Genomic DNA, 20,739 nt, shown 5'->3' with positions numbered 1-20,739 from the left:
CCGTCCCAGAATAATCCGCTCCTAGCCCAAAAGCGCCGGCTCGGAAACGTCGATTATCCCCTGTCCGGGCGTTTGGCCCCTGCGGCGCCGCCAGATCCGATCGGATCAGGCGGCGCTCTACTTTCGTCCTTTGGGAGCGAATTCTGATCGATCGAACGATACCGTTCGATCGGAAAGCGCTCGCCAGCGACCTCACGGGGACCATCGCCGTCATGCGCTTCGACGCTCTCGATCGGCTCAATTTCTTCCTCGCCGACGTGCGTGGCGGGCTCGGGCCTTTCGTCGGGGTTTTCCTGTTCACGCAGGCGCATTGGAGCCAGGCCGAGATCGGCGCCGTGCTCACGGTCAGCGGGCTCGTCGGCATTGCAGCGCATCCGGCGGTCGGCGCCTTTATCGATCGCACGCGCGCCAAGCGCGAGCTTCTGGTGCTCGCGAGCTTCGTGCTCTGCGCCTGCGGCCTCGCCATCATTCATGCGCCGAGCATTCCGGTGGTCGTCGCGGCCGATATCGTCATGGCGACGCTCGGCGCCGTCTTCGCGCCGACGGTGGCGGCGATCACGCTCGGCCTCTATGGCCGCGAGCGTCTCGCCGAGCGGCTCGGCCGCAACGCCGCTTTCGATCGCGCGGGAAATATTTTCATCGCCGGAATCATCGGCTTTGTCGGCGTGCTCGCGTCGCAGACGGCGCCTTTCTATCTGGCGCCGGTCTTCGCTGCGCTCGCGGCGCGGGCGGCCTTCTCCATTCCGGCCGAGACCATAGATCACGATCGCGCGCGCGGTCTCGAGGATGTCGATCTCGCGCATCCGCCGCAGCCGGGCCGGCTGCGCGATTTGCTGCATTACCGCACGCTGCTCGTCTATGCGGCGGCGGCGGCGCTGTTCAATTTCGCCAACGCGCCGACATTGTCATTGATCGCGCAGAAGCTCGCCTCGGAAAATCCGGGCCTCGAGAGCGGCGTGACCTCGGCCGCGATCATTCTCGCGCAGCTCTCGACGATCGGCATGGCGCTCCTCGTCGAGCGCGCCGATCTCATCGGGCGCAAGCCGCTCATCGTCCTCGCCTTCGTCGCGCTCTTTGCGCGCGATCTCGCCTGCGTCTTCGCGCAGACGCCGCTGCATTTGCTCGCTGCGCAATTGCTGGACGGCGTCGGCGGCGGCCTCTTCGATGCGCTGCTGCCGCTGGTGTTGGCGGACATCATGCGCGGCACGGGGCATTACAGCCTCGCGCGCGGCGGGCTCGGATTCGTGCAGGGCGTGGGCGGCGCGACGAGCCTCTCCATCGCGGGCTTCATCGTCACATCCAGCGGCTATGCGGCGGGCTTTCTGGCGCTGGCCGCGGTCGCGCTCGCCGGACTTGCGCTGGTCCTCGTCGCCATGCCGGAGACAGGACCAAAGCGCTAGAAGATCGCCTCGAGAAGCCAGAGCTCAGGCGGCGCCCGGCGCGAAGCCTTCCTCGAGGCCGAGACGCTCGAGCAGAGACTTGCGGCGCTTGCGGTCGCGCTTCTGCGGCGGCTTGCGATTGTAATAATCGAACAGCACCTCGCGATAGAGCTTGAGCACGGCCTTCTCATTGAGGCCGAACAGCATGTCGGCGGCGATGCGCAGCAGCAGATAGACCGTGCATTCGAAGAAGAAGGCGCTCGGATGCGAGAACATGACCGGCAGCGCCGAGGCGATGACAGCGCCATAGAGCGAGGCGATAGCGTAACGCGGATTCACGGTCGCCCACAGGAAGAGGCGCAGCAATTCGCGATAGCCGATGTAATTGACGAGCGCGGCGTAGAGCTCGGCGCTGAACGCGCCCTCCTGGAAATCCACGATCGCGCGGGCGAGGGCGATGATCGCGACGAGGGAATAGAAAATCGTGTCGCAGCGGCGAAGGCACAGTTCGCGAATATCGTCGAGCAATGGGGTCTTCCTCATCTGGGCTCCTCGAGGCGTAGGGGTGGCGCCGTTTAAAAGAGCCGCAAATCCGGCGCCGACCAGTCTGGCGCCGTCGTGAATTTCAGCTCGCAGCATGCGCATCGCTCCTGTAATACGTAGCACTTCGAAGCGATCTGCGACCTGATGTCGCGCCCCGCGCGGCGCCTCGTCGCAGCGCGCCGCGCAGCAGGGCGGCGCCGAAAAGCGGGGCGCCCCCGCGGACTCGACGCCATAGCCTCAGGCGCGAAATAAGGTCATATTCACGACAAAGCCGATGGCGCGCTACAACGCGCCGCGATTATCCGAGGGAACGCTCGAAATGTCCGACAAGACCTATGCAGTGCCGGAAGCGTGGCGGAACGAGGCGCGCGTGAACGCCGAGAAATATGACGAGCTCTACCGGCGCTCTGTCGCCGACCCCGACGGTTTTTGGGGAGAGCAGGCGCAGCGCATAGAATGGATCGCCCCTTTCACCCGCGTGAAGGAGGTGAGCTTCGACACGCATAATGTCGCGATCGAATGGTTCGGCGACGGCTCCACCAATATCGCGATGAATTGCATCGATCGGCATCTTCCGCATCGCGCGGATCAAGTCGCGATCATATGGGAGGGCGATGATCCCTCGCTCTCGCGCCACATCACCTATCGCGAATTGCACGAGCAGGTCTGCCGCTTCGCCAATGTGCTGAAGGCGCATGGCGTGCGCAAAGGCGATCGCGTGACGATCTATCTGCCGATGATTCCGGAGGCCGCCTACGCCATGCTCGCCTGCGCGCGCATCGGCGCCGTGCATTCGGTGGTGTTCGGCGGCTTCTCGCCGGATGCGCTGGCCGGCCGCATCGAAGACGCGCAATCGGATGTCGTCATCACGGCGGATGAGGGCGTGCGCGGCGGCCGCAAATCGCCGCTCAAGGACAATGTCGACGCCGCGCTGGAGAAGGTCTCCGCCAAGACCGTCATCGTCGTCACGCGCACCGGCGCCAAAGTGGATATGAAGCCCGGCCGCGATTTCCGTTACGAGGACGAGGCGAAGAAGGTTCCCGAGGATTGCCCTTACGCCGAGGTCGGCGCCGAGGACCCTCTGTTCATCCTCTACACATCGGGCTCGACCGGAAAGCCCAAAGGCGTGCTGCACACGACCGGCGGCTATCTCGTCCACGCCGCGCTGACGCATGAGCTGGTCTTCGATTATCGCGAGGGCGATGTCTATTGGTGCACGGCGGATGTCGGCTGGGTGACGGGCCACAGCTATATCGTCTATGGCCCGCTCGCCAATGGCGCGACGACGCTGATGTTCGAAGGCGTGCCGAATTATCCGACCGTCTCGCGCTTCTGGGAAGTGATCGACAAGCACAAGGTCGATATTTTCTACACCGCGCCGACGGCGATCCGCGCTTTGATGGGCGCCGGCGAGGAGCCGGTGAAGAAGACGAGCCGCAAATCGCTGCGCCTGCTCGGCTCGGTCGGCGAGCCGATCAATCCAGAAGCCTGGGAATGGTATCACCGGGTCGTCGGCGAGGGCCGCTGCCCGATCGTCGACACATGGTGGCAGACGGAGACGGGCGGCATTCTGATCGCGCCGCTGCCGGGCGCGACGGCGCTGAAGCCGGGCTCGGCGACCAAGCCCTTCTTCGGCGTGCAGCCGGAGATCGTCGACGCAAACGGCAATGTGCTGGATGGCGCCTGCGAGGGCAATCTCGTCATCGCCGATAGCTGGCCGGGACAGGCGCGCACCGTGTTCGGCGATCACGAGCGTTTCGTGCAGACCTATTTCACCGCCTATCCGGGCAAATATTTCACCGGCGACGGCTGCCGGCGCGATTCCGACGGCTATTATTGGATCACCGGCCGCGTCGACGACGTCATCAATGTCTCCGGCCATCGCCTCGGCACGGCGGAGATAGAGAGCGCGCTCGTCGCTCATGAGAAGGTCGCCGAGGCGGCGGTCGTCGGCTTCCCGCACGCCATCAAGGGCCAGGGCATCTACGCCTATGTGACATTGATGGGCGGAGTCGAGGCTTCCGAGCGTCTGCGCAAGGAGCTGGTCGATTTCGTGCGCAAGGAGATTTCCGCCATCGCCTCGCCGGATGTGATCCAATTCGCGCCCGGCCTGCCGAAGACGCGCTCCGGCAAGATCATGCGCCGCATATTGCGCAAGATCGCCGAGAACGAGTTCGGCGCGCTGGGGGATACGTCGACGCTCGCCGATCCGAGCGTGGTGGATGATCTGATCAAGAACCGGCCGGCGGTATGAGCGGGGGTGAGTGATCGGGCGCGGCGCGCGCCGGCGAATCCCGCCCCTCGCGCGCCGACCCTATTCGCGCTATGTTTTACGAGGCGCCGACCGTAAAAGCGGCTTTTGGCGACAGGGACCCGACATGAGCATCATGATTTCCGAGGTCTATGACGCCTTCGTCTCGGCCGGAGCGCCGGAGGAGAAGGCACGTCGGGCGGCCGAGGCGCTGACTGTGTACGAAAGCCGATTTTCCAAGCTCGAGAACGACATGGCCGTCATCAAATGGATGCTCGGCTTTGTCATTGCTCTCCTTTTCGCTGTGGCGCTGAAGCTCTTCCTCCATTGAACGATCGCGTTCGTCGCCGTCAGGCTTGACACCCGTCCGCGCCTGCGTCACTCGGCGCTCGTCAATCCAAAATGAGGGGACGAGCAGCGCATGGCGAAGGCATTCGTGTTTCCGGGGCAGGGGTCGCAGGCGGTCGGCATGGGCAAGGCGCTCGGCGAGGCCTTTCCTCAGGCGCGCGCCGTCTATGAGGAAGTGGACGCCGCGCTCGACGCGCCGCTCTCCAAGATCATGTTCGAAGGCCCGGAAGCCGAGCTGACGCTCACCGCCAACGCCCAGCCGGCGCTGATGGCGGTCTCCCTCGCCGCCATTCGCGTGCTCGAGGCCGAGGCCGGGCTCGATCTCTCCCGCGACGCCAAATTCGTCGCCGGCCATTCGCTCGGCGAATATTCGGCGCTCGCCGCCGCCGGGGCGCTCTCCATTGCCGACACTGCGCGGCTGTTGCGGCTGCGCGGCCAGGCCATGCAGGCCGCGGTTCCGGTCGGCGCGGGCGCGATGGCCGCGCTCATCGGCGTTGATTTCGACGCCGCCCGCGCGATCGCCGAGGCGGCCGCCGAGGCCGAAGGGGTGGTCTGCCAGGTCGCCAATGACAATGGCGGCGGCCAGATCGTCGTCTCCGGCGCCAAGGCCGCGGTCGAGAAGGCGATTCTCATCGCCAAGGAGCGGGGCGTGAAGCGCGCCGTGTCGCTGCCCGTCTCCGCCCCCTTCCATTGCGCGCTGATGCAGCCCGCCGCCGACGCCATGCGCGAGGCGCTGGCGACGACCACGATTCTCGCGCCCAAGGTCCCCGTCGTCGCCAATGTGACCGCGAGCCCGATCATTTCGCCGGACGATATCCGTCGCCTTCTGGTGGAGCAGGTGACCGGCACGGTGCGCTGGCGGGAATGCGTCGCCCATATGGCGAGCGCGGGCGTCGACAAATTCGTCGAATGCGGCGCCGGCAAGGTGCTGACCGGCCTGCTGAAGCGAATCGCCTCCGAGGCGAAGGGCCTCAATGTGGGCGCGCCGGAAGATCTCGACGCCTATCGCGCCTTCGTCTGACGTAAAAAAAGCCCGGCCGCGAGGGCCGGGCTCTTCGTCCCGAGAGGAGGAGGGGGACGCTTCAGTATCTCGCCACCACGGGAGCGGGGGTGAAGAGATTGAAGTGATAGTTGATGCCGGCGCGCACAGTGTTGATGCGCGTGTGGCGGTTCCAATTGGAGCCCCAGGTCGTGGCGGGGAGCTGCGGGAACAGAACTGGACCCAGCACGCCCCAATTATTGTTGTTATTGTTGTCGTTGAGCTCCGTGTAGAGATATTCGATCTTGGCCGACCAATTGGGCAGGAAGGCCCATTCGACGCCGCCGCCGGCCGTCCAGCCGCCGCGCACGTCATTGTTATTGTTGTTGCCCCACCAGAAGCCGCCGTTGAACGGATGTCTCACCTCGCCATAGGCGAAGCCGCCGGTGCCGTAGATCAGCAGGCGCGAATCGAGCAGCGCCAGGCCGAGGCGGCCGCGCACCGTGCCGAACCACGGAACTTTGGCGCGATCGACGCCGCCCCAGCCGCCCCACCAATTGTTGTTGTTGTTGCCGCTGCCGATGCTGGTGCCCTGAATATCGCTCTCGAGACCGACGACGAAGAGCGGCGAAATCTGATAGTTCCAGCCGATCTGGCCGCCGCCGACAACGCCGCCGCTGGTGTTGTTGCTGTTGTTGTTCCAGCCCCAATTATTGTTGTTGTTGCCGCGATCGAGCCAGCCGCCGCCGAGGTTCAAACCAACATAGGGGCCGGTCCAGGAGAAAGCCGGCGGCGGGACGAAGGCGACGGCGACTTCCTTGCGAGAGGGCAGATCAGCGGCGCTGGCCGATCCGGCGAGCAGAGCCGAAAAGACCGCGAGAAGGGAAATCCTGGTTTTCATTAGATGGCTCCTCAATCCTCTATAAAGCGGCGCAAGCACGCCAAACACGCCGTTCGACCCCACCAACGCAAGCATTCGAACCGCTGCGGGCGAAGATTTCGTAAATCCCTGACACTGTAAACGCCGAAAAAGGCTATAAACGATCCCGCCGGCCATTTCTTTTGTCGGTGTGATAAAAAAGCACCCCTAAGTAATTTTGGATACATTATTTTTATACTATAACTGAGGCCGACCCGCTCTCCGCAAAACTACCTAATGCGAAATAGAGGCCGGCGGGGCGACGAGATTGCGCGCTGCGCGCGCGGCGCCCTATAGAGGCGCATAGAGTTTCGCGAAGCCGCGCGAGCACAGCGGCGGCGAGGGGGAGAGAGATGTTCGATCTGAGCGGCAAGACGGCGCTGGTCACCGGCGCGAGTGGCGGCATCGGCCGGGACATCGCGCGCGCCCTGCACAAGAGCGGCGCGGTCGTGGCGCTTTCGGGCACGCGCGAGGAAGCGCTCGCGACGCTGGCTTCCGAGCTCGGCGAGCGAGTCCATATTCTCCCCTGCGACCTTTCCGACAAGGCGCAGGCCGAGGCGCTGGTCCCGGCGGCGGAAAAGGCCATGGGCGGGCTCGACATTCTGGTCAACAACGCAGGCATTACCCGCGACATGCTGTTCATGCGCCTCAAGGACGAGGATTGGGACGCGGTGCTGAACGTCAATCTCACCTCGGCCTTCCGCCTGTCGCGAGCGGCGCTGCGCGGCATGATGCGCAAGCGCTTCGGTCGCATCATCGGCATCACCTCGGTCGTCGGCGTCACCGGCAACGCGGGCCAGGGGAATTACGCCGCCGCCAAGGCCGGCATGATCGGCATGACCAAATCATTGGCGGCCGAGGTCGCCTCGCGCGGCATAACCGTCAATTGCGTGGCGCCCGGCTTTATCGAGAGCCCGATGACCGACGCGCTGAACGAGACGCAGAAACAGACGATTCTGCGCGCCGTGCCGGCCGGGAGGCTGGGGACGGGCGCGGATGTCGCGGCCGCCGTCGTCTATCTCTCGAGCGACGAATCGGCTTATGTCACTGGCCAGACGCTGCATGTGAACGGCGGCATGGCGATGATCTGAAAGCTTAGGATTTGCTGCGGGGCGCCTCTCGCCACGGCGAATTAATTATGCTACCAGACGCGTCGCTGGCCGGGGGCGACGCCGCAAAGAGCAATTCGGGCTGGCGAAAAAGCTCGCCTCCTGATGGCGACGTTTCCGCGGGTCGCGCGAGCGAAACCGCAGAAATGTGACGTAGTTTACCCCTGAAACGATCGAGCGCGGTCCGAGCCGGACTCTGGATCCGCCAAATCGGTGTCAGCAGATCGATCGAACGAGGATCAGAGCAGATGAGCGATATCGCCCCGCGCGTTAAGAGTATCGTTGTCGAACATCTCGGCGTCAAAGAAGAAGAGGTGAAGCCGGAGGCGTCTTTCGTCGACGATCTCGGGGCCGATTCTCTCGATACCGTCGAGCTGGTCATGGCCTTCGAGGAGGAGTTCGGCGTCGAGATCCCGGACGAAGAGGCCGAGAAGATCAACACGGTCGGCGACGCGATCAACTATCTCGAAAAAGCCAAAGCGGCTTGAGGCCACTGGCCGACGCGACGCGGATCGTCGAACGATCCGCGCTTCCGCGTTTTCGAGATTTTCAATGAACTGCAAGGCATAGCTCTCGAGAGAATCCATGCGCAGGGTGGTGGTCACCGGACTCGGCATCGTTTCGCCGTTGGGCTGTGGCGTGGACGTCAATTGGCGGCGGCTGATCGCCGGAGAACACGGCTTTCGCCGCATCGACACCTTCGAGGCGTCGGATCTCCCGTGTCAGATAGCAGGTTTCGTGCCGCGCGGCGACGGTTCCAATGGAACCTTCGATCCGGACGCCTGGTTCGAGCCGAAGGAGCAGCGCAAGGTCGACGACTTCATCATCTATGGAGTCGCTGCGGCCACTCAGGCGCTGGCCGACGCCGGATGGAAGGCGGACACGTCGGAGAAGCAGAATACGACCGGCGTGCTGATCGGCTCCGGCATCGGCGGGCTCGGCGGCATTTATGAGACGTCCATCACGTTGAAGGAGAAAGGCCCGCGACGCGTGTCGCCTTTCTTCATCTCGGGCCGCATCATCAATCTGGCTTCCGGCTATGTGTCGATCATGCACGGCCTCAAAGGGCCGAATCACGCGGTCGTCACCGCCTGCTCCACCGGCGCGCACGCCATTGGCGACGCGGGCCGGCTGATCGCCCTCGGCGAGGCGGAGGTGATGGTGGCGGGCGGCGCCGAATCGCCGGTCAATCGCATCGGCGTCGCGGGCTTTGCGGCCTGCAAGGCGCTGTCGACCGGCTTCAACGACCGTCCCGAGGCCGGCTCGCGCCCCTATGATCGCGATCGCGACGGCTTCGTCATGGGCGAGGGCGCCGGCTGCGTCGTGCTCGAATCCTATGAGCACGCCGTGGCGCGCGGCGCGCGAATTTACGCCGAGCTGATCGGCTATGGCATGTCCGGCGACGCCTATCACATAACGGCCCCCGCGCCGGATGGCGACGGCGCCTATCGCTGCATGGAGATCGCGCTGAAGCGCGCCGGCCTGCGCGTGTCGGATGTCGATTATGTGAACTCCCACGGCACCTCGACGCCGCTCGGCGACGAGATCGAGCTGCAGGCCGTGCATCGCCTCATCGGCAATGAGGCTCCCAGCCTGTCCATGTCCTCGACCAAATCGGCGATCGGGCATCTGCTCGGCGCGGCGGGCGCCGTGGAGGCGATCTATTCCATTCTGGCGCTCACCCATGGCGTCGCGCCGCCCACGCGCAATCTGGACAATCCCTCGGTCGCGACCGAAATAGACCTCGTGCCGCACAAGGCGCGTGAGCGTAAGATCGATATCGTCTTGTCCAACTCCTTTGGTTTCGGCGGCACAAACGCGTCCCTCGTCTTCCGGCGTCCGCAGTAGCGGGGCCGCCGCGCCTTCGGTCGTGGCTGTGGACGTGGGAGCGTTCCTGATTTCGCCACAAAGAACGATAGGGTAACGGACGCGCGAGCGCCGTAGAGTCGTCGCAATCCTCCTCGGCGAGCCGCCGAGGCGGCGTTTTGTTTGTCGGTCCGTCGCGTTTTTCTGGTCGGTGTGATCCGAATCACGACACGGCCCGGAACCAAAGAGACGGAGTTTCCCGATGAGCGATGCTCCTAACGATTCGTCCGAGACGCCGAAGGACGGCGCATCCGAGGCCAAGGGGCCGGACGCGAAGGGTCCGGAGGCCGAGGGCCAACAGTCTCAGAGCCGCGAATCCTCCTCTTTCTTTCGCCGCCGCGCCAGCCTGCGCAGTTCCGGCGGCGCGGACTCTCCGCCGCCGCCCCCGCCGCGCCGCAAGCGCGAGGGAACGCTCTCTGCGCTCAGCAGCCTGCTCTCGCTGCTGCTGGTCGTCGCCGTCGCCGGCGTCTTCGGCCTCATCGCCGTGCTGCACAAGCTGCGCGAGCCCGGCCCGCTCGCCGCCGAGAAGATCGTCTATATCGCCCCGCATAGCGATGTTCCCGAGATTATGGCGCAGCTCGAGCGCGATGGCGTCATCGACAATCCCATGCTGATGAACATCGCTCTGCTGATCGAGGGCGTGCGCGGCAAGCTGAAGCCCGGCGAATACGCCTTCAAGCAGAACGCCAGCCTGCGCGAGGTGATGGACGAGCTCATCAACGGCCGCCAGATTCTGCATGGCGTGACCATTCCCGAGGGGCTGACGACGGATCAGATCGTCTCGCGCCTGCGCGAGAGCGATGTGCTCGCCGGCGACATGGCGGAACTGCCCAAGGAGGGCGCGCTGCTGCCGGAGACCTATAAGGTCGCGCGCGGCTATCCGCGCGCCAAGCTGCTGCTGAAAATGCAGGAGGATCAGCGCAAGCTGCTCGATCAGATCTGGGCGCGCCGCAATCCCGACCTTCCCGTCAAGACGCCCTTCGAGCTGGTGACGCTCGCCTCCATCGTCGAGAAGGAGACCGGCAAGGCCGATGAGCGGCCGCGCGTCGCCGCCGTCTTCGTCAATCGCCTGCGCAAGGGCATGCGGCTGCAGTCGGACCCCACCATCGTCTACGGCCTCGTCGGCGGCCGCGCGACGCTCGGTCGCGGGATTTTGAAGTCCGAGGTCGAGAAGTGGACGCCCTATAACACCTATGCGATCGAGGGCCTGCCGCCGGGGCCGATCGCCAATCCGGGCCGCGCGGCGCTGGAGGCCGTCGCCAATCCCTCGCGCACGCAGGAGCTCTATTTCGTCGCCGACGGAACCGGTGGCCATGTCTTCGCCGAGACGCTCGAGCAGCATTCGCGCAACGTCCAGCGTTGGCGGCAGATCGAGAAGGATCGCGCCTTGGGCGTCGATCGTCTGGAGCCCGGCGCCGTCGTCGGGCCGACGCAGCCCGCCCCGCGGGAAAAGCGCGGCGACGCGGCTTTCGGCCGGCTCGTGGCGCTGGCCGATGCGCAGATGGAGACTGTGACGGCGGCCGATCCGCGCCATGGCGCGCTGAAGCGAATCGGCGCCGCTCTGCCGTCCATCCCGTTCGAATATGCGGGCGACAATGAGGAGAGCCTGCGGCTCACGGCCGAGCGCGCCGCTGTGGCGCTCGTCGCGCCGCCGCTGTTCACCACGCATTTCGCCCAGCGCGCCCAGCCCGAGGCGCGCGCCGCCGTCACGATGATCGCCGCCGCGGCGGACGACTCACAGGCCGGCTCCGACGAGCTGGCCGAGGACGATGGTCTCGATTCGGCGAGCTATCCGGTTTCCGCCGCTCTGCGCGCCGAGCAGCGCGCCCGCGCCGCGCGGCTGGGCTTGGCGGTCGAGGAGCGGCCCGTGGAGCGCCCCTTGCCGCTCTCCGCTTCGGCCGACGCCGGTCAGCCGCCGCGCGCCGCCCGCGCGCGCGCCTTCGACGCTTCGGAAGGCACGGCGCTCGATCCGTTGCGGGATCGCGGCTGGGATTTGAACTCCGCCAAGACCGTGCCGGATGTGGCGAAGTTTCGGTGATGGAAGCGCGTAGAGAGATCGCCGACCCGCTGCTCGCAATTCGCCCTACCTAGGATCGCAATGTCTCTCGCCAGCATGACCGGCTTCGCCCGCGCTCACGACAGTCTCGGACCGTGGCGCTACGCTTGGGAAATCAAGACCGTCAATTCCAAAGGGCTGGATCTGCGGCTGCGCGTCCCGCCCAATTTCGATGCGGTGGAGGTGAAGGCGCGCGCGCTCATCTCCGGCCGCATCGCTCGCGGCTCCTGCTTCGCCAATCTCACCGCGCGTCGCGACGACGCTGTGGTCGAGACGCGCATCAATCGCCCCGCGCTCGAGCGTCTGCTCAAGGCGCTGGACGATGTGCCGCTGCACGCATCCTTGCGGCCGGCTTCTCTCGACGGCCTGCTCGCCGTGCGCGGCATTGTCGAGGTCGTAGAGCTGGAGGACGATGAGGAGCAGCGCAACGCCCTCGACGTGTGCGTGCTGGCGACTTTGGCGGAGGCGCTCGAGGCTTTGACCGCCTCGCGCGCTTCCGAAGGCGCGGCCATTGGCGATGTGCTGACCGCGCGTCTCGCGCGCATCGGCGAATTGACCGCGCAGGCGGAGGCGCTGCCCGGCCGCTCGGCCGAGGCGGTGCGCGCGCGGCTCGCCAGCCAGATCGCGGCTCTGCTGGAGACGGGCCATTCCTTCGACGCGCAGCGTCTGCATCAGGAGGCGGTGCTGCTCGCGGTGAAGGCCGACATTCGCGAGGAGCTGGACCGGCTGAAGGCCCATGTGGTCAGCGCCGGCGAGCTGATCGAAAAGGGCGGCCCGATCGGCCGCCGCCTCGATTTCCTCGCCCAGGAATTGTCGCGCGAGACCAATACGCTCTGCGCCAAATCCAACGATGGCGCGCTCACCGCGCTCGGCCTCGAGCTCAAGATCGAGGTGGAGCAATGGCGGGAGCAGGTGCAGAACATTGAGTGAGGAGAAAATAGCGAATAGGGAGTAGCGCGAAAGACGCGCTCCATTCGCCACTCGCCACTCGCCATTCGCCATTCGCTGGACCTGAGATGCCCACAACGCCAGACCGCCGCGGAATCGTCCTCATTCTCTCTTCGCCCTCCGGCGCGGGGAAGACGACGCTGACGCGCATGCTGCTGCAGAACCGCGAGCTCGACCTCACCCTCTCGATCTCGGTGACGACGCGGCCGCGCCGCTCGAGCGAGGTCGACGGCATCCATTATTCCTTCATCTCCAAGAGCCGCTTCGAGTCGATGCGCGACAATGGGGAATTGCTGGAATGGGCCGAGGTGCATGGCAATTATTACGGCACGCCGCGCGGGCCGGTGGATGAGATTTTGCGCGACGGCCGCGATGCGCTTTTCGATATCGATTATCAGGGCACGCAGCAGGTGCGCGACAAGATGGCCGCGGACACTGTCACCGTGTTCATTCTGCCGCCGTCGATGAAAGAGCTGCGCGCGCGTCTCGAGCGCCGCGCGGAAGATTCGCGCGAGGCGATCGAGCGCCGTCTCGAGAATGCGCGCAATGAGATTCAGCGCTGGAAGCAGTACGATTATGTGCTGGTCAACGACGATCTGCAGCGCAGCTTCGACGATCTTCTCGCAATATTGCGCGCCGAGCGTCAGCGCCGGCCGCGGCGCCTGCCGGGCATAGAGGCCTTCGTCGCGCGCCTTTTGAGTGAGTGAGGCCCGATGCTTTATCGCGCCGTCATCTCCTCGATGCGCGTGATGTTTTGTATACTCGCCGTTTCGATCTTCGTCTTTTGCGTCGCTTTTGCCAAAGATTTGCTCGATACCGCCGTCGAATATCGGTGGGGATGCGCTTCGGGAAAAGAAGAAGTGGCCAGCGATGAGAGCGCAATTCGCCAAGTGAAGGATAATTATATTATTCAAGCATTCATGAAAAAACACCAGGGCGCGCTTAATTCAGAGGAATATGCTCGAGGATTGAATATTTCGTATGATCGCTCGAAAGACCATCGCGGCGGATGGATTATCCAACGCCGATGGGTGGGTTTTGGAAGAGAAATTCTCGACGTCGGCTTTCTATATGGATCGCCCGCTTCGGAGATCGAAATAGAGTGCACCATGATGCGGTGCGGTCCACGTCCTCGATGTCGCTCTATTGCGAATTGATTCCCACGGAGCCGTCGCCACTGCCGATCTGATCGGTTCTGGAGAGAGTGTCCGAGCCATTGCGAGCTTCACAGCGGCTTGCTTTCACAAAATTCGCCCGCGCGGTGAGAGGGTGGGAAATTTCGACTTGCTCGGCGCGTCGCCGACAGTCAATCATCCGCAGTCAGTCCGATAATGCGAGGAATTTCGGTTTCGCCATGACATCCGCAAAGCTCTTCGTCCCGATCATCGCGGCGCTGTGCCTCGCCGCCTGCAACTCCGCGCAGCCCGTCGCCGTTGCCGAGGCGCCGGCGCTCGCGACGCGCAACACGACGCCGGCGGGAATCGAGCTTCCCGAGGGCTCCGGCTGCTCCGGCGCGATCCGCCGCTATCGCGCGATCATGGACAATGATCTCGCCATGGGTCACGTGACTCAGGGCGTCTATGCGACGATCCAAAATGAGATCGCCGCCGCCGCCTCGGCCTGCTCGGCGGGTCGCGACGCTCAGGCCGTCGCTCTGGTGCATGCGAGCAAAGCGCGCCACGGCTATCCGGGCTGAGCGAGGCCGCGGCGTTTCGCCGAGTCCAGATTGGAAGCAATCTCAACTCGCGCCGTTGTGGCGCGGCGGCCCTTTAATTACCTTGATATTCAAGCTGTAGCGCATTCATGGGCGGGCCTCGCGACGTCCGCCTCGCGCATGACGGTGGGCCGGTTCTTGCTTCGCATCACGCGGGGCGTGGGCGAAGGCGTCGAAACGATTCATCGAAAGGCGTGAAATGACATCCTCCCGTATTCTTCTCGTCGCCGCCGCTCTCGCGGCGGGCGTCGGCGCCGCCGTCGCGGCCGACGAGACCTCTCTCGAAATCTCCATCAAGGATCATCGCTTCTCGACCGCCGAGCTGCATGCGCCCGCCGACAAGCCGATCACCATCGTCGTGAAGAATCTCGATTCGACGCCGGAGGAGTTCGAGAGCAAGGCGCTCAAGATCGAGAAAGTGGTCGCCGGCAAGGCCGAGATCACCGTGCGGGTGCGCCCGCTGAAGCCCGGCCGCTATCATTTCGTCGGCGAATATCACGAGGATACGGCCAAGGGCGAGCTCGTCGTCGAGTAAGGATCAAACCATGCTGGGCGCACTCATCATCGTCTTTCGCGAGGTCATAGAGGCGGGTCTCGTCATCGGCATCGTGCTCGCCGTCACGCGCGGGGCGCGCGGCTCGCGGGCCTATGTCTTCGGCGGCGTGGCCGCGGGCGCGCTCGGCGCCGGCGTCGTCGCGCTGTTCGCCGATGCGCTGTCGCAGGCCGTCGCGGGCCGCGGGCAGGAGCTGTTCAACGCCGGCGTCCTCGCAGTGGCGGTGGTGATGCTCGCCTCGCACAACATTTGGATGGCGCGCCACGGCCGCGAGCTCGCCAGCGAGCTGGCGGCCGCCGGCCGCGCCGCCGTCTCCGGCGACAAATCCTTCCTCGCTCTGGCGCTCGTCGTCGCGCTCGCCGTGCTGCGCGAGGGCTCGGAGGTGGCGCTGTTCCTCTACGGAATTCTGGCTTCGGGAGAGACTGTGGCGGATCTCTTGGCGGGCGGCCTCGCCGGCCTCGTGCTCGGCGCCGGCGTCAGCGCGCTCACCTATTTCGGTCTCGTCACCATTCCGGCGCGGCATTTGTTCGCCGTGACGACGGCGATGATCACGCTGTTGGCGGCCGGTCTCGCGGCGCAATGCGCGGGCTTTCTGCAACAGGCCTGGATCGTCACCGCGCTCTCGCAGACGGTGTGGGACACATCCGGCGTGCTGCCGGATTCGAGCCTCTTCGGCCGCGTGCTGCATACGCTGATCGGCTATGTCGACCAGCCGACGGCATTGCAGGTCGTCGTTTATGTGGCGACGTTGGCGGCCATAGTCATCGCCACCCGCCTCGCCGCTCCGCGGCCGGGCGCCGCCAATGTCCACGCCGCGGCGGAGTGATACGGCTTCCGGCTGATTTGCTTCGTGCGGCATTCGCCGTCTTCCTTCTCCCCGCATTGCGGGGAGAAGGAAAAATTCTCTACTCCGCCGCCGCGTCCTGCTCCTGCGCGCCGCGCGCCAGCCGCTCGGCCTTCAGCAATTCTGCGACGAGGAAGGCCACCTCTATCGCCTGCTCGGCGTTGAGACGCGGATCGCAGGTCGTGTCATAGCGCACGCCCAGCTCCTGCTCGGAAATATCGCGCGCGCCGCCCATGCATTCGGTGACATTCTGCCCCGTCATCTCGAGGTGAATGCCGCCGGCGTAGGTGCCTTCGGCGCGGTGAACCTCGAAGAAATTGCGGATTTCCGCCATCACGCGATCGAAGGGCCGAGTCTTGCGGCCGCCGGCGCTGATCGTGTTGCCATGCATCGGGTCGCAGCACCACACGACATTGCGCCCCTCGCGGGCGACCGCGCGCAGGATCGGCGGCAGCGCCTCGGCGGCCTTGTCGGAGCCGAAACGGCAGATGAGCGTCAGCCGCCCCGGCTCGTTTTGCGGATCGAGCTTGTCGATGAGGCGCAGCAGCGCGTCCGGCTTCAGGCTCGGCCCGCATTTGAGGCCGATGGGGTTCTGCACGCCGCGGAGATATTCGATATGGGCGCCGTCCTCCTGGCGCGTGCGGTCGCCGATCCAGAGGAAATGGCCGGATGTGGCGAAATAGCCGCCCTCGAGCGAATCGACGCGGGTCAGCGCCTGCTCATAGCCGAGCAGCAACGCCTCGTGAGAGGTGTAGAAATCCGTCTGCCGCAGCTCTGGATGATGCTCGGGATCGAGGCCGATGGCGCGCATGAAGCCCAAGGTCTCGCTGATGTGATCGGCGAGCTGCGAATAGCGATCCGAGAGCGGGCTGTTGCGCACGAAGCCCAGCATCCAGCGATGCGCATTGACGAGATTGGCGAAGCCGCCGGTGGCGAAGGCGCGGATGAGGTTGAGCGTCGCCGCCGATTGCCGATAGGCCATCAGCTGCCGCTGCGGATCGGGCGTGCGGGCGGCGGCGGTGAATTCAATGTCGTTGATGATGTCGCCGCGATAGCTCGGCAGCTCCAGCGCGCCCTGCTTCTCGGTGGGGGCGGAGCGCGGCTTGGCGAATTGGCCGGCGATGCGGCCGACCTTCACCACGGGCGAGGCCGCGGCATAGGTCAGCACCACCGCCATTTGCAGGAAGACGCGGAAGAAATCGCGGATATTGTCGGCCGAATGCTCGCTGAAGCTCTCGGCGCAATCGCCGCCCTGCAGCAGAAAGGCGCGGCCGCCGGCGACCTCGGCGAGCGAGCGCTTGAGGCTGCGCGCCTCGCCGGCGAAGACGAGGGGCGGAAATCCGGCCAGCTGCCGCTCGACATCGGCGAGCGCCGCCTGATCCTGATAGATCGGCGTCTGCTCGATCGGTCTCGCTCTCCAGCTTCCGGGCGTCCAATTCTCCACTAGCCTGGCTCCTGCTTGCCGCTCCACTGCGCCGCACAGCTATACAGGAGCAAGCCGGTAGAGGCGAGCTTTTGCCCCCTGCCGCGAGCGTCGCCTTATCCCTTCGGCCTACCCTCGGCTTTTCCGCAGGGTGACACGGCGCGCGGTTTCCCTTATCCTAGCCAGCGCCATTTTCGTACGAGCGCTTTTTTCATGCCTGTCTTTTTGTCGGATTTCGTTCACGCGGCCCGTTGGCTCGCCGCTCTCGCCGTTCTTCTCGCCCACGCCAATGTGCTCATTTCCTTGAGCGACATAATGGTCGCGCCGCATGGGCCCCTCGTCTATCTCTGGTGGTTCCTCACGGCCTTCTCGCATCAGGCGGTGACAGTCTTCTTCGTGCTGTCGGGCTTTCTCGTCGGCGGCCGCGTCTTTGCGGCCATGGAGCGGCGGACGCCCTTCCTGCGCGCCTATCTCATCGATCGCTTCGCCCGCATCTATCTCGTGCTGATACCGGCGCTGGCGCTGACCTTCGCTCTCGACGCGCTCGGCCGCGCCCTCTTCGCCGGCGCGGGCATCTATGAGCTCCCCGGCCTCGAGGGCGCCTACGAGCCCTCGCGCATTCTCTCGGCGCTGGCCATGCAGCAGAATATCTGGGCGGGCCAGGCCGGCACCGATGGGCCTCTGTGGTCGCTGGCCTGCGAGTTCTGGTACTATCTGCTGTTCCCGCTGCTGCTGCTTCCGTGGGCGCGCGCCTATTCGGAGCCCGCGCGCCTCGCCGCCTTCGCCCTCGGCGCGCTGCTGCTGCTCCTTCTCTCGATTCCCTCCTCGCGCGTGCCTTTCGGCTTCGTGCTATGGGCCATGGGCGCGCTGGCGGCGCGCGCGAAGCGCCCGCTCCTCTCCGCCAAATATCTGTCGCTGGGGCTTTTTCTCGCGGCGCTCGTCGTCGGCCGTCTCGCCGCGCGCGGGCCTCTCTTCGAGGCGCATCCGGTTCTGCACGACATCGCCGATGCGCTCACCGCGGCGACGCTCGCCAATCTGCTGACGACGCTGCGCTTCGCGGAAAGCGGCTTTGCGCTCGGAGATTCGGCGCTGCATCGCCGGCTCGCGGATTTCTCCTTCTCGCTCTACGCCACGCATATGCCGATCGTTTTCTTCTTCTGGGCCGGAGCCGGCCATATTTTCGGCGTGGACTGGCACAAGCTTCTGCCGACGCCGACACATTGGCTCGCGGCGGCGGCGCTGCTCCTCGTCGCCGTCGCGGCGGCCTTCGTCTTTTCGCGTGTGACCGAGGCGCATACGCCGGCGCTGCGGCGGCTTCTGCATGCGGCTGTCGCCGCGCTGGACCGGCGCGCGCGGCTCGGCGAGCGCGCCCGCTGGGTTGGCCAAGGTCGAGCCGAGGGGCTATAATTCGGCCCCGTCCAGCTTTTTTTCATTTGGAGCGATCCGTTCGCTCCAAAGCCTTCGGAGACACATGCCCGTCCTTCTGTCGCAATTCATCGAGGCATGTCGTTGGGTGGGCGCGTTGCTGGTGCTCGCCGTCCATTCCACCAATATGTTCGTCAATCTCGCGGACATAATGAGCGCGCCCCATGCGGCGAGCGTCCATGCCTGGTGGTTCTTCGTCAGCTTCGAGCTCGGACATCAGGCCGTCGTCGGCTTCTTCGCCATCTCGGGCTATCTGGTCGGCGGCGCGGTGCTGGCGCAGCTGCGCAAGGACAAGCCCTTTCTGCGCGATTATCTCATTCATCGTTTCGCGCGCATCTATGTCGTGCTCGCGCCGGCGCTGCTCGTCACAGTGGCGGCGGATTGGATCGGCCGCAGCTGGTTCGGCGACAGCGGCGTCTATGACTGGCCGGTCTTCAAGGACCATGATCGCGTCGATCTCTTCCTCGGCTCGCTGGCCAATCTCTCGGCGATCTATTGCGATTTCTTCGGCACCAATGGGCCGCTCTGGTCGCTCGCCTGCGAGTTTTGGTATTACATCTCCTTCCCGCTGCTGCTGCTGCCCTTCGCCCGCGCCTATTCGCTGCGGACGCGCGCCATGGGCTTCGCGCTCGGCCTCGCCATTCTGGTGGCGATGTCCATCCCCGCTGGCGGCTGGTTTCGTTTCGGCTATCTGCTCTGGGGCCTCGGCGCGCTGGCGACTCTGGCGCGGCGCCCGCTGGTCGAATCGCGCTGGATCGCGCTCGCGCTCTATGTCGTGGCCGTCATCCCGATCCGCCTTCTGGTGCGCGGCCCCAATCTCGAGGCTCATCCCTATCTCGCCGATCTCGCCGATACGCTGTCGGCCGTCCTCTTCCTCAATCTCGTGGTGACGCTACGCTTCGGGCCGCAGCAGGGCTGGGCGCTGTTCCAGCCGCAGCTGCATCGGCGGCTCGCCGATTTCTCCTTCTCGCTCTACAGCGTCCATATGCCCGTGCTGATTCTGGCGCGCGCCATGGCCGATCGGCATTTCGGCGCGCTATGGGCGCGCGAGCTGGCGACGCCTGCCCATTGGCTGGTGATGGCGGCGGTGATGACGGCGGCGGTCGTCTTCGGCTTCCTCTTCTCGCGCGTCACCGAAGCGCACACCAACGCCGTGCGGCGCGCGCTGCGCAAAGCCTTCGAGGCGGCGGAGGAGCGGCGGCGCCGGCGCCTCCCGCAGCCGATCGAGGAGCTTGAGCGCGAACCGCAAAAAGCCGACGCATGAGCCTGAAGGTCATCCGTGCCGCCCTCTGTCGACGAAACGTCGCAACCCTCCTCTAATGGCGAGGACCCGAGGCGGGCCGCCGAAGGCGCGCGCCCGCGGGGACGCATGAAAATGAAGACGATGCCGCCGGCCGGCGCGATCGTGGGCGATTCGCCCTTTCTCTGGGTCATGCGCTTCGATGCGGACGGCGCGGCGACGCTCGTCGCCGACCACGACTCCGCGCAGCTCGATTCGGACGCCGACGGCTATTTCTGGGTCCATCTCAACGTCGCGGATCTGCGCTATCGCGATTGGGTCGCCGGCCGCCAGCAAATGCCGGCGGAGGCGCGCGCGCTGCTCATCGATCAGGACGGGCATCAGCGGCTCGACGCCGACGAGCAGGCGCTGTGGGGCGTGATCGCCGATTACGGCCGCGATCTCGAGCGCGAGGAAGATGTGCTGCGTCCGCTGCGCGTCGTCGTCACCGAGCGCTGCATCGTCACCGCCCGCCGCTACGCCGTCGAATCGACCGCCGTCATTCGGCAGGCGGCGCTGGAGGGCCAGCGCCTGCGCACGCCGCTCGATCTCTTCGAGGCGCTGGTGACGCGCAGCCTCGTCTCCATGGATATCGGGCTCGAGAAGCTTCTCGCCAAATTCAACAAGATCGAGGATCGTGTGCTGGACGACGAGGCGCATGACGACCGTCGCGATCTCGGCGCGCTGCGCCGGCAGACGATCCGCCTGCGCCGCGAGCTCGCCGATGGGCAGCGCGTTTTTTCCCGCACGGCTTTCTCGCCGCGCGTCGCGCCGCCGACCCATGCGGCGCTGCGGAGGCTGACGCAGCGTTTCGATTCGTTGCAGCAGGAGCTGCAGGCGGTGGAGGAGCGCGCGCGCCTGCTGCAGGACGAGATCGTCTCCAATTTCACGGCGGAGACCAATCGCCAGCTCTATGTGCTGACCATTCTCGGCACGCTCTTGATGCCGCCGACTCTCGTCTCCGGCATATTCGGCATGAACACGAAGAATCTGTTCTTCGCCGATAATGAGCAGGGGACGCTCTATGCGGCGGCGCTCTGCCTCGCCTCGGCCGCGGCGGCCTTTTTCGCGCTGATGTGGATCAAGCGCCGCGAGGGATGACT

20 protein-coding genes are annotated in these 20,739 nt (G+C 65.4%); 17 read left to right on the top strand and 3 right to left on the bottom strand.

What is annotated here, in order from left to right; all coding sequences use genetic code 11:
* Window positions 1-212 precede the first annotated feature (212 nt).
* A complete protein-coding gene (locus tag EDE12_RS02520) occupies window positions 213-1,400 on the top strand; it encodes an MFS transporter (protein WP_036291291.1) in 1,188 nt (395 codons plus the stop codon).
* Window positions 1,401-1,424: 24 nt separating this feature from the next.
* Here the strand turns inward: EDE12_RS02520 and EDE12_RS02515 are convergent, their stop codons facing one another.
* The gene (locus EDE12_RS02515) at window positions 1,425-1,922 is read right to left on the bottom strand and encodes a hypothetical protein (protein ID WP_245275825.1); all 498 of its coding nucleotides are present in this window, start codon (window positions 1,920-1,922) and stop codon (window positions 1,425-1,427) included.
* A gap of 319 nt (window positions 1,923-2,241) precedes the next feature.
* Between EDE12_RS02515 and acs the strand changes: the two genes are divergently transcribed.
* The 3 genes from acs to fabD all read left to right on the top strand — a co-directional run bounded on the left by acs (window position 2,242) and on the right by fabD (window position 5,542).
* A complete protein-coding gene (acs, locus tag EDE12_RS02510) occupies window positions 2,242-4,176 on the top strand; it encodes an acetate--CoA ligase (RefSeq protein ID WP_026599789.1) in 1,935 nt (644 codons plus the stop codon).
* A gap of 124 nt (window positions 4,177-4,300) precedes the next feature.
* Entirely contained in the window at window positions 4,301-4,504 is a 204-nt protein-coding gene (locus EDE12_RS02505) for a hypothetical protein (protein WP_026599790.1), read from the top strand.
* Window positions 4,505-4,594: 90 nt separating this feature from the next.
* On the top strand, window positions 4,595-5,542 hold the full coding sequence (gene fabD, locus EDE12_RS02500; RefSeq protein ID WP_026599791.1) for an ACP S-malonyltransferase: 948 nt from the start codon (window positions 4,595-4,597) through the stop codon (window positions 5,540-5,542).
* Between the two features lie 61 nt (window positions 5,543-5,603).
* On the opposite strand, the gene EDE12_RS02495 is transcribed toward fabD, so the two are convergent.
* Window positions 5,604-6,401 carry an outer membrane beta-barrel protein gene (locus EDE12_RS02495; protein ID WP_026599792.1) on the bottom strand — a complete coding sequence of 266 codons (798 nt, stop codon included), beginning with the start codon at window positions 6,399-6,401 and terminating at the stop codon, window positions 5,604-5,606.
* A gap of 371 nt (window positions 6,402-6,772) precedes the next feature.
* Between EDE12_RS02495 and fabG the strand changes: the two genes are divergently transcribed.
* The 10 genes from fabG (at window position 6,773) to EDE12_RS02445 (ending at window position 15,491) form a co-directional block, all read left to right on the top strand.
* The gene (gene fabG / locus EDE12_RS02490; protein ID WP_018267301.1) at window positions 6,773-7,510 is read left to right on the top strand and encodes a 3-oxoacyl-[acyl-carrier-protein] reductase; all 738 of its coding nucleotides are present in this window, start codon (window positions 6,773-6,775) and stop codon (window positions 7,508-7,510) included.
* A 266-nt stretch (window positions 7,511-7,776) separates the two neighbouring features.
* Window positions 7,777-8,016, top strand: a complete 240-nt coding sequence (locus tag EDE12_RS02485) for an acyl carrier protein (RefSeq protein ID WP_024878155.1) — start codon at window positions 7,777-7,779, stop codon at window positions 8,014-8,016.
* 97 nt (window positions 8,017-8,113) lie between these two features.
* Entirely contained in the window at window positions 8,114-9,376 is a 1,263-nt protein-coding gene (fabF, locus tag EDE12_RS02480) for a beta-ketoacyl-ACP synthase II (RefSeq protein WP_024878156.1), read from the top strand.
* Window positions 9,377-9,596: 220 nt separating this feature from the next.
* Entirely contained in the window at window positions 9,597-11,432 is a 1,836-nt protein-coding gene (gene mltG, locus EDE12_RS02475) for an endolytic transglycosylase MltG (RefSeq protein ID WP_036291293.1), read from the top strand.
* A gap of 60 nt (window positions 11,433-11,492) precedes the next feature.
* Window positions 11,493-12,380: a YicC/YloC family endoribonuclease gene (locus EDE12_RS02470; RefSeq protein WP_026599793.1), complete on the top strand. Its 888-nt coding sequence runs from the start codon at window positions 11,493-11,495 to the stop codon at window positions 12,378-12,380.
* Between the two features lie 86 nt (window positions 12,381-12,466).
* Window positions 12,467-13,105, top strand: coding sequence for a guanylate kinase (gene gmk, locus EDE12_RS02465; RefSeq protein WP_026599794.1), 639 nt, complete (start codon window positions 12,467-12,469; stop codon window positions 13,103-13,105).
* A 6-nt stretch (window positions 13,106-13,111) separates the two neighbouring features.
* Entirely contained in the window at window positions 13,112-13,555 is a 444-nt protein-coding gene (locus tag EDE12_RS02460; protein WP_134187971.1) for a hypothetical protein, read from the top strand.
* 197 nt (window positions 13,556-13,752) lie between these two features.
* Window positions 13,753-14,094, top strand: coding sequence for a hypothetical protein (locus EDE12_RS02455; RefSeq protein WP_026599795.1), 342 nt, complete (start codon window positions 13,753-13,755; stop codon window positions 14,092-14,094).
* Window positions 14,095-14,311: 217 nt separating this feature from the next.
* On the top strand, window positions 14,312-14,647 hold the full coding sequence (locus EDE12_RS02450) for a cupredoxin domain-containing protein (protein WP_024878161.1): 336 nt from the start codon (window positions 14,312-14,314) through the stop codon (window positions 14,645-14,647).
* A 10-nt stretch (window positions 14,648-14,657) separates the two neighbouring features.
* Complete coding sequence (locus EDE12_RS02445; RefSeq protein ID WP_024878162.1) at window positions 14,658-15,491, top strand: FTR1 family protein; 834 nt, start codon at window positions 14,658-14,660, stop codon at window positions 15,489-15,491.
* 79 nt (window positions 15,492-15,570) lie between these two features.
* Here EDE12_RS02445 and EDE12_RS02440 read toward each other — a convergent pair whose 3' ends face one another.
* Window positions 15,571-16,953: a 3-deoxy-7-phosphoheptulonate synthase class II gene (locus EDE12_RS02440; protein ID WP_026599796.1), complete on the bottom strand. Its 1,383-nt coding sequence runs from the start codon at window positions 16,951-16,953 to the stop codon at window positions 15,571-15,573.
* A 192-nt stretch (window positions 16,954-17,145) separates the two neighbouring features.
* Between EDE12_RS02440 and EDE12_RS02435 the strand changes: the two genes are divergently transcribed.
* The 3 genes from EDE12_RS02435 to EDE12_RS02425 all read left to right on the top strand — a co-directional run bounded on the left by EDE12_RS02435 (window position 17,146) and on the right by EDE12_RS02425 (window position 20,737).
* Window positions 17,146-18,339 (top strand): acyltransferase family protein, encoded by a 1,194-nt coding sequence (locus tag EDE12_RS02435; RefSeq protein WP_051592602.1) that lies wholly within the window; start codon window positions 17,146-17,148, stop codon window positions 18,337-18,339.
* A 64-nt stretch (window positions 18,340-18,403) separates the two neighbouring features.
* Complete coding sequence (locus EDE12_RS02430; RefSeq protein WP_026599797.1) at window positions 18,404-19,621, top strand: acyltransferase; 1,218 nt, start codon at window positions 18,404-18,406, stop codon at window positions 19,619-19,621.
* 111 nt (window positions 19,622-19,732) lie between these two features.
* Window positions 19,733-20,737 carry a CorA family divalent cation transporter gene (locus EDE12_RS02425; RefSeq protein WP_245275826.1) on the top strand — a complete coding sequence of 335 codons (1,005 nt, stop codon included), beginning with the start codon at window positions 19,733-19,735 and terminating at the stop codon, window positions 20,735-20,737.
* Window positions 20,738-20,739: the final 2 nt, after the last annotated feature.

The organism is Methylosinus sp. sav-2 (assembly GCF_004366495.1).
In the GTDB taxonomy this organism is placed as follows: Bacteria; Pseudomonadota; Alphaproteobacteria; order Rhizobiales; family Beijerinckiaceae; genus Methylosinus.
This window is presented reverse-complemented; position numbering and strand designations above follow the sequence as displayed.